Raw genomic sequence first — 8,957 nt, forward strand, 5'->3', positions numbered from 1 at the left:
CTGTTACTTCCCGAAGCCGAACCCGCTCGACCCCTCGACTTTCGAGCGCAGCCGCTTGCCCTTCTCGGTGGCCTGGTCGTTGAGGTCCTGCTGGAAGTCGCGCATCTTGTGCAGCAGGTCCTCGTCGTGCGCGGCGAGGATGCGGGCCGCGAGGAGACCGGCGTTGCGGGCACCGGCGACGGAGACGGTGGCGACGGGCACGCCGGCCGGCATCTGCACGATGGACAGCAGGGAGTCCATGCCGTCCAGGTACTTCAGCGGCACCGGCACACCGATGACCGGCAGCGGGGTGACGGAGGCGAGCATGCCCGGCAGATGGGCGGCACCGCCCGCCCCTGCGATGATCACCTTCAGTCCGCGGTCGGCGGCCTGCTCGCCGTAGTTGATCATCTCGCGGGGCATGCGGTGCGCGGAGACGACGTCGACCTCGTAGCCGATCTCGAACTCGTCCAGGGCCTTGGCGGCGGCCTCCATGACGGGCCAGTCGGAGTCCGACCCCATGACGATGCCAACAACGGGGCTCATTCGGTGATCGTGCCTCTCAAGTAGCCGGCAGCGTGACGGGCGCGCTCCAGCACGTCGTCCAGGTCGTCGCCGTAGGTGTTGACGTGGCCGACCTTGCGGCCGGGCTTCACGTCCTTGCCATACATGTGGATCTTGAGCTTGGGGTCGCGGGCCATGCAGTGCAAGTACGCGGAGTACATGTCCGGGTAGTCGCCGCCCAGGACGTTGACCATCACGGTCCACTGGGCGCGCGGGCGCGGGTCGCCGAGCGGCAGGTCGAGGACCGCGCGGACGTGGTTGGCGAACTGCGAGGTGATCGCGCCGTCCTGGGTCCAGTGGCCGGAGTTGTGCGGGCGCATCGCCAGCTCGTTGACGAGGACGCGGCCGTCGCGGGTCTGGAACAGCTCGACCGCGAGGTGCCCGACGACGCCCAGCTCCTTGGCGATGGTCAGGGCCATCCGCTCGGCCTCGAGGGCGAGGGATTCGTCCAGGGCGGGCGCGGGGGCTATGACCGTGTCGCAGACGCCGTTCACCTGCCGGGACTCCACCACCGGGTAGGCCACGGCCTGGCCGTGCGGGGAGCGTACGACGTTGGCGGCGAGCTCGCGGACGTAGTCGACCTTCTCCTCCGCGAGGACCGGGACGCCGGCCCGGAACGGCTCGCTGGCCTCCTCGGCGGTCTCCACGACCCACACGCCCTTGCCGTCGTAGCCGCCGCGGACGGTCTTCAGGACGACCGGGAAGCCGTCGCCCTGGGCCGCGAACCGGACCACGTCCTCCGGGTCGGCGACGATCCGGTGCCGCGGGCACGGGATGCCGATCGCGTCGAGCTTCGCGCGCATCACGCCCTTGTCCTGGGCGTGCACCAGCGCGTCGGGCCCCGGACGCACGGGGATGCCGTCCGCCTCCAAGGCTCTGAGGTGCTCGGTGGGTACATGTTCGTGATCGAAGGTGATCACATCACAACCGCGCGCGAACTCACGCAGCGTGTCCAGATCGCGATAGTCGCCGATGACGACATCGCTCACGACCTGGGCCGCCGAGTCCTGAGGGGTGTCACTGAGAAGCTTGAACCTGATGCCCAACGGGATGCCCGCCTCGTGCGTCATACGCGCGAGCTGCCCCCCGCCGACCATGCCGACTACCGGGAACGTCACACCCCTAGCGTATCGGCCACGCCGGGACGGCCGGATCGCGTCCCTCTCACAGACTCTTACCAGCCGCTTTCCGCCCTCTTTCCGATCTGTTTCCTGGTCTTGGCCTTGTGCACAGGCGGGGCACGGTTCGTCTGGATAGCATGGCTGGGCCGACGAAACCTACGGACAGGAGCTGCACAGCCATGGAACCTCGTTCCTCGGGGCTGCAACGGCTCGTACGCGAGGTGGCCAAGTTCGGCACCGTCGGCGTTGCGGGCATCTTCGTCAACCTCGGCGTGTTCAACCTGGTCCGCCACGTCTCCGACCTGCCGGTGGTGCGCGCCAGCATCATCGCGACCGTGGTCGCCATCGCCTTCAACTACGTGGGCTTCCGTTACTGGACTTACCGGGACCGCGACAAGGGCGGCCGGACCAAGGAGCTCACGCTCTTCCTCCTCTTCAGCGCCATCGGCCTGGTGATCGAGAACGGCGTGCTGTACGCGGCGACCTACGGCTTCGGCTGGGACAGCCCGCTGCAGAGCAACGCCTTCAAGTTCGTCGGCATCGGCGTCGCCACCCTCTTCCGCTTCTGGTCGTACCGCACCTGGGTGTTCCGGGTGCAGCCGTCGCAGGAGGCGGAGTCGATCCTGGTGGCCGAGTCGAAGAGGCCGCACTCCGAGCCGAAGCCGAAGTCCCAGCGGGTTCCGTAACCCGGTTCAGCGCACCGTCGGCCGGTCCTCCTCCGCCTTGCGAGTCGGCGGCGTGCGGGACAGGAACAGACCGAACACCGGCGGCTGAGCTTGCAGCAGCTCAAGGCGGCCGCCGTCGGCCTCCGCGAGGTCGCGGGCGACGGCCAGGCCGATCCCCGTGGAGTTCCGTCCGCTGATCGTCCGCTCGAAGATCCGCGCGCCGAGGTCGGCCGGGACCCCGGGCCCCTCGTCGGTCACCTCGACCACGGCCTGGTTGCCGGTGACCCGGGTGCGCAGCGCGACGGTCCCGCCCCCGTGCATGAGGGAGTTCTCGATCAGCGCCGCCAGCACCTGGGCGACCGCCCCCGGCGTGCCGACGGCCTGCAGATGCCGCTTGCCGGAGCTGACGATGGCCCGGCCGGCGCTGCGGTAGGCGGGCCGCCACTCGGCGAGCTGCTGCTGGATGACCTCGTCCAGGTCGAAGGTGACGGCGGAGCCGGTGCGCGGGTCGCGGGAGTTCGTCAGCAGCCGCTCGACCACGTCCGTGAGCCGCTCGACCTGGGTGAGCGCGACGTTCGCCTCCTCCTTCACGATGTCCGGGTCGTCCGTGAGGGTGATCTCCTCAAGGCGCATGGACAGCGCGGTCAGCGGGGTGCGGAGCTGGTGGGAGGCGTCGGCGGCCAGCCGCCGCTCGGCGGTCAGCATGCGCCCGATCCGCTCGGCGGAGGAGTCCAGCACATCGGCGACCCGGTCCAGCTCGGGGACGCCGTACCGCTTGTGCCGCGGGCGGGGATCGCCGGAGCCGAGCCGCTCGGCGGTCTCCGCGAGGTCGGTCAGCGGGGAGGCGAGCCGGTTGGCCTGACGTACGGCGAGCAGCACCGCCGCGACCACCGCGAGCAGCGCCACCAGGCCGATGATCAGCAGGGTACGGCCGACCTCGCGGGTCACCGAGGAGCGCGGCTCCTGCACGGTGACGGTCTCGCCCTCCTCGCCCTGCTGGGTGGCGCGGATGACATCGCCCCGCGGCTTGGTGCCGATCTCTATCGGCGCCTGCCCCGGCATACGGATGACCGCGTACTGCTCCTTGCTCACCGGATTGCGCAGCACGTCCGCGTTGACCTTCTCCGCGGCGAGGAGCCGGCTGTCGACGATGCTGGCCAGCCGGATCGCCTCGGAGTCCACGCGCTCCTGGGCGCTGTTGCTGATCGTCCGGGACTCGACGATCACCAGGGAGATGCCGAAGACGGCGATCACCACGAGGACGACGGCGAGGGTGGACTGGATGAGACGTCGGCGCATGTTCCGTTACCTGAGGTGATCGCTGGCCCTGGGAAGGGCCCCCGGGGAGGGGCTCAGCTCTTCTCGAAGCGGAAGCCCACTCCACGCACCGTGGCGATGTAGCGGGGGTTCGCCGCGTCGTCGCCGAGCTTCTTGCGCAGCCAGGAGATGTGCATGTCGAGGGTCTTGGTGGACGACCACCATGTGGTGTCCCAGACCTCGCGCATCAGCTGGTCGCGCGTGACGACCCGGCCGGCGTCCCGCACCAGGACCCGGAGCAGGTCGAACTCCTTGGCCGTGAGCTGGAGTTCCTCGTCGCCCATCCACGCCCGGTGCGACTCGACGTCGATCCGCACCCCGTGCGTGGCCGGCGGCTGCTGCGGCTCGGCGGCACCGCGCCGGAGCAGGGCCCGTACCCGGGCGAGCAGTTCGGCGAGCCGGAAGGGCTTGGTGACGTAGTCGTCGGCGCCCGCGTCCAGGCCGACGACGGTGTCCACCTCGTCGGCGCGCGCGGTCAGGATGAGGATCGGCACGGTGTGGCCGTCGGCCCGCAGCCGGCGGGCGACCTCCAGGCCGTCCATGCCCGGCAGGCCCAGGTCCAGTACGACCAGGTCGACGCCGCCCTGCATTCCGGCGTCGAGCGCGGTGGGACCGTCCTCGCGCACCTCGACCTCGTAACCTTCCCGGCGCAGGGCGCGGGCCAGCGGCTCCGAGATGGACGCGTCGTCCTCGGCGAGCAGTACACGGGTCATGCAGTGATGGTAGACCGCCCGCGCACGGTGCTGGGGTGTGATCGCTTCCAGGAACTCTTACCTTCGTACGCCGTCGGCACGGCGTTGGTATGAACCATCGCTCTGGGGATGCGATCGTAGGAAAGACCTTCGATTCCGGTCCCGCGGTTCCCCCGACACCTGTGATCCGCGTCTCAAGTCCTTCCATATCCGGCAGTGTCCTGTCTTAAAGTGACCTGAACGCCTGTAGTACACCAGGGGACCTTCGGCGGGCAGATGACGCTGAGGGTCTCTTTTGTGTGCGGGCTGATCAAGATCAGCCTTGAAAGGAATGACCTCTGGCCGGGCTCCGCAGCGCATCGCCGCGCGACGGGGCGTGGATCCCGGTGGTCGCCGTCCATCGCCTCCGAGACCCGGATGCGGAATCCCCTCGGGCGTTGGGGCGGACGACCGACCGTTCCGGTGCCGGCCCCCGCCGGGCGCGCAACGCTCCACAAGCGCGTCCCGACCAGCAAGGAACGACCATGGCGTCCAGCCTGACGAAGGACTCGGTCCGCCCGGGCACCCCCGGGTCCGAGAAGACCTTCTTCGGCCACCCCCGCGGCCTGGCCACTCTCTTCATGACCGAGATGTGGGAGCGTTTCTCCTACTACGGCATGAGGGCTCTGCTCCCGCTGTACCTGGTGGCTCCGGGCGGCCTGCACCTGAGCGCGGGCACGGCCACCGCGATCTACTCGGTGTACGTGTCGCTCGTGTACCTGCTCGCCCTGCCCGGCGGCTGGGTCGCGGACCGATTCCTCGGCCCCCGCAAGACGGTCGCCGTCGCGGGCATCGTCATCATGCTCGGCCACCTCTGCCTCGCGCTGCCCGTGGCCGCCAGCTTCTTCGTCGGCCTGGGTCTCGTCGCCATCGGTTCGGGTCTGCTGAAGGCCAACATCTCCACGATGGTCGGCCACCTCTACAAGGGCCCGGACGACCCGCGCCGGGACGGTGGCTTCACCCTCTTCTACATCGGCATCAACCTCGGTGCCTTCGCCGCTCCGCTGGTCATCGGCACCGTCGGTGAGAACGTCAACTGGCACTTCGGCTTCGCGCTGGCCGCGCTCGGCATGGCGCTGGGCCTGGCCCAGTACCTGCTCGGCGGCCGCCACCTGAACCCGAAGAGCAGCGAGGTCCCGACCCCGCTCACCGCCGCGGAGAAGTCCGCCACCCTGCGCAAGGGCCTGATCTGGCTCGTCATCGCCGCGGTCTTCTACGGCCTCGTCGGCGGCACCGGCCACTTCACCCTGAACTGGGCGCTGATCCCGCTCACCCTGATCGGCCTGATCGTCCCGATCCTGGTCATCGCCCGCATCCGCCGGGACAAGGACCTGGACTCGGCCGAGAAGTCGAAGGTGTCGGCGTACATCTGGTTCTTCGTCGCCGCCGCCGTCTTCTGGATGATCTACGACCAGGGTGGCTCGACCCTGTCGCTCTTCGCGGACAGCTCGGCCAAGAACTCGATCGCCGGCTGGACGTTCCCGGTCTCCTGGTACCAGTCGGTCAACCCCGTCATGATCATGGCGCTGGCGCCGGTCTTCGCCTGGCTGTGGCTGTGGCTGAACCGCCGTGGCAAGGAGCCGAGCACGATCGTGAAGTTCGCCTCCGGTCTGGTGCTGATCGGTGCGTCCTTCTTCCTCTTCCTCGCTCCGCTGTCGATCGCCGAGGGCGGTCACAAGGCCGCGGCGATGTGGCTGGTCGCGATCTACTTCGTGCAGACCGTCGGTGAGCTGACGCTGTCTCCGGTGGGTCTGTCCGTCACGACGAAGATGGCGCCGAAGAAGTACGCCTCGCAGATGATGGGCGTCTGGTTCCTCGCGGTCACCGCGGGCGACTCGGTCACCGCGCTGGTGTCCAACCCGGCCATCGGCGGCGTCAACCTCGACAAGATGGGCTTCGTCGCCCTGGAGGCCGTGCTCGCCGTCGTCGCCGGTGCGGCGGTGTGGATCTACCGCAAGAAGGTCAACAAGCTGATGGGCGACGTGCACTAGTCGTCCGGGCCTGGCTCGGAGAGGGCCGCCGCATCCCTGTGGATGCGGCGGCCCTCTTTCATGTCAGGAGGGTCGGTGAGGTCAGGAGGGTCAGCGTGCCCTTCGTTTCGGCATGAACGTGAACACCGCACCGCCCAGCAGGATCGCCGTGCCCGCCACCAGGCCGAGGGCCTTCAGGGCGCCGTGGTCGCTCGCGCCGGTCTGGGCGAGGCCGCCGGAGCCTGAGGTGCTGCCCCCGCCGCTCGTCGAGCCGCCGGAGGTGGACGTGCCTCCGGACGCGCCGCCCTGCTGCCGGCTGGTGTCCAGGGTGAGCGAGACCTCCGTCTTCGTCGGCGTGCACGTCGTGGTGGTACCGAGCGCCTTGACCGTCAGGACGCCCGGGGACAGCGTCGAGGTGCCGCTCGCGCCGGGCTTGTAGGTGCCGGTGAGGTCGGGGATCTCGATCGGGTCGCCGGACTTGATGTCCTTCGCGTTCGTCGGCCCCTCCACATGCACCGTGCCCTTGTCGGCTCCGCCCAGCACCACCTCCATGGACGGCTTCACGGACCCCTTCGGGATGTCGGCGGGGCTGTTCATCACCGACTTCTTGAACTGCACGGTGAGATCGAAGTTCCCGCCGTTCTTCTTCGCGTTGATCTGCACCGGCGAGGTCGCGTTCTTGTCGCCGATCGGGGTCTTGCAGGCGTAGGGGATCTGCACCTCCTTGCCGGTGTAGTCGGTCTGGCCGCTGCCACCGGTCGCCGTGGCGGTGGCCGACTGGGTGGGGGTGCCCGACCCGGTCGGGGTCGTGGACTGCGTCGGTGTCGCACTGGACGTGCTGCCGCCGCCGTCACCCCCGGTCACCTGGATGGTCGCCGCCTTCTGCACGGTCTCCTTCGGTGTGCACTTGGTGTCCGTCGACATGGCGTTGACGGTGTACGCGTCCGGTGTCAGCGTCACCTCGCCGGCCGTCGTCAGCTTGATGCTGCCCTTCATGTCGGACAGCACCATGGCGCCGCCCTTGGGGATCGCGGGGTTCGTGCGCGTCCCCTGCATGGCGATGTCGGCGACCTGCGCACCGGCCGCCTTCAGCACGCCGGACGGCTGGACGGAGTTCGCGGGCAGGTCGATGATGTCGGGATTCCTGGACGCGGCCTGCACGAACTTCCACACGACGTCCACCGTGTCGCCGACCTTCGCCGTGGCCGGGGCCGTGATGTCGACCTTCGTGGTGCCGTCGATCGGGCTGATGCCCGCGGGTGGCACACAGTGGGTGGCGTACGACACCTCGGCCGCCTGCGCGGGGCTCGCGGCGAGGCCGAGCAGGACGCCCGCACCGCTCAGCGCCAGCGCGGCGCCCGCGGCCGTACCTCTCCTTCGGATGCTCACGTCGGTCCTTTCCTGGTGGGAGTCGTGGGACTCGTCGGGCTGTCGGAGTGCGGTGCGGAGAGCCGGCCGGCCGGGTCACCCGGGACGGAGTCCGGGGCGAACCACGGCAGGGTCGGGTTCGTGGGGGGCGGTTCGGTGGTACGGCCGCCGGTGCGGGGCAGCCGGGGCAGCCGGGGGAGCTGGGGCAGGCGCAGGGTGCGGGTGAGGCGGGCGGCAGCCGGGCGACGCGGGCGCACCCGGTCCACCACGGCCATGCCGGCGCGGAACAGCGCGGCCGGGACGACCAGGCAGAGCAGGATCCAGAACAGCGTCACGCCCCAGGGGCGGTCCACGCCCCACGGCTGTTCGGCGAGGACCCTGCCGTCGTACTTCAGGGAGACGGTGTAGTCGCCGTGCGCCCCGGCGGACAGCTCGACCGGCAGTCTGACCTCGGTCTCCCGGCCGGGCGCCAGGGTGCCGTGCCACTGCCGGTCGTCCCACTGCGGGGCGAAGACGCCGTGCGCCGAGCCGACTTGGAACACCGGGTCCTTGAGCGTGCCGGTGCCGGTGTTGCCGACGGTGAAGACGAGGGTGCGGCTCGGCGGCGCCCCGAACCAGGTGAGCAGTCCGCTCGACCCGGTCAGCCGCGTGTCGGAGAGAATCGCCAGCCGCCCTCCGGACTGTTCGGCGGGCAGCGGGGCGACGGGATGCCCGGCGACCTGCAGGACGGCGTCCGCCTCGGCCTTGGCGCCGGTGACGGTGGCCACGTGCACCACACAGGGGCAGGGCACGGGAGGTTCGGCGACGGGGAGTTTCCGGCTGAAGGCCCCCTGGGCGTCGGTGGTCACGGCCCGCCCGTCGCCGTTGGCGCAGGAGTTGGTGCCACCGATGACACCCCGGGCCGGTGTGGCCCGCCCACACACCAACACCATCAGCAACGTGCGCGCCCTCCAGCCACTGCCCGTGACGGTGACCGAGCCGCCGGCACCGGCCTGAGCCACCGACAGCTTCACGACGGGGCCGTCCGCCGCGGACACCGGACCACCGACAAGCAGCCCAAGCACAGCCATGAGCACCGTCACCGGCAGCAGAATCCTTGCCTTCCCGCTCACTGCACCGCACCTTCCGTCAACTCACCGCCGGGGCACGGGACCTCGGCGAGGGGCGGCGCGGTGGAGGCCGAGGTACCGGTCGGCAAGGGGCCGGAGGACAAACCCCCGGCCACCGGGCCACCGTGGGCCG

8 protein-coding genes are annotated in these 8,957 nt (G+C 70.0%); 2 read left to right on the forward strand and 6 right to left on the reverse strand.

Translation table 11 applies throughout. The features are described 5' to 3' along the window. Positions 1–3: 3 nt before the first annotated feature. Positions 4–525: a 5-(carboxyamino)imidazole ribonucleotide mutase gene (gene purE / locus ACFYOH_RS30015; protein ID WP_388631847.1), complete on the reverse strand. Its 522-nt coding sequence runs from the start codon at positions 523–525 to the stop codon at positions 4–6. Beyond that, a complete protein-coding gene (locus ACFYOH_RS30020) occupies positions 522–1,661 on the reverse strand; it encodes a 5-(carboxyamino)imidazole ribonucleotide synthase (RefSeq protein WP_388631850.1) in 1,140 nt (379 codons plus the stop codon). Before ACFYOH_RS30020 ends, purE begins: the two co-directional genes overlap by 4 nt. A gap of 182 nt (positions 1,662–1,843) precedes the next feature. Here ACFYOH_RS30020 and ACFYOH_RS30025 point away from each other — a divergent pair, with 182 nt between their 5' ends. Further along, positions 1,844–2,350 carry a GtrA family protein gene (locus ACFYOH_RS30025; RefSeq protein WP_388631852.1) on the forward strand — a complete coding sequence of 169 codons (507 nt, stop codon included), beginning with the start codon at positions 1,844–1,846 and terminating at the stop codon, positions 2,348–2,350. Between the two features lie 6 nt (positions 2,351–2,356). Here the strand turns inward: ACFYOH_RS30025 and ACFYOH_RS30030 are convergent, their stop codons facing one another. Beyond that, the gene (locus ACFYOH_RS30030; RefSeq protein ID WP_388631855.1) at positions 2,357–3,628 is read right to left on the reverse strand and encodes an ATP-binding protein; all 1,272 of its coding nucleotides are present in this window, start codon (positions 3,626–3,628) and stop codon (positions 2,357–2,359) included. A gap of 53 nt (positions 3,629–3,681) precedes the next feature. Then, complete coding sequence (locus ACFYOH_RS30035) at positions 3,682–4,359, reverse strand: response regulator transcription factor (RefSeq protein ID WP_020940464.1); 678 nt, start codon at positions 4,357–4,359, stop codon at positions 3,682–3,684. Positions 4,360–4,862: 503 nt separating this feature from the next. Here ACFYOH_RS30035 and ACFYOH_RS30040 point away from each other — a divergent pair. Continuing rightward, entirely contained in the window at positions 4,863–6,368 is a 1,506-nt protein-coding gene (locus tag ACFYOH_RS30040) for an oligopeptide:H+ symporter (protein WP_388631858.1), read from the forward strand. A 90-nt stretch (positions 6,369–6,458) separates the two neighbouring features. Here the strand turns inward: ACFYOH_RS30040 and ACFYOH_RS30045 are convergent, their stop codons facing one another. Continuing rightward, positions 6,459–7,736: a hypothetical protein gene (locus ACFYOH_RS30045; protein WP_388631861.1), complete on the reverse strand. Its 1,278-nt coding sequence runs from the start codon at positions 7,734–7,736 to the stop codon at positions 6,459–6,461. After that, complete coding sequence (locus ACFYOH_RS30050; protein WP_388631864.1) at positions 7,733–8,785, reverse strand: hypothetical protein; 1,053 nt, start codon at positions 8,783–8,785, stop codon at positions 7,733–7,735. Before ACFYOH_RS30050 ends, ACFYOH_RS30045 begins: the two co-directional genes overlap by 4 nt. Positions 8,786–8,957: the final 172 nt, after the last annotated feature.

It is taken from the genome of Streptomyces sp. NPDC007856 (assembly GCF_042868225.1).
Taxonomy (GTDB): domain Bacteria; phylum Actinomycetota; class Actinomycetes; order Streptomycetales; family Streptomycetaceae; genus Streptomyces.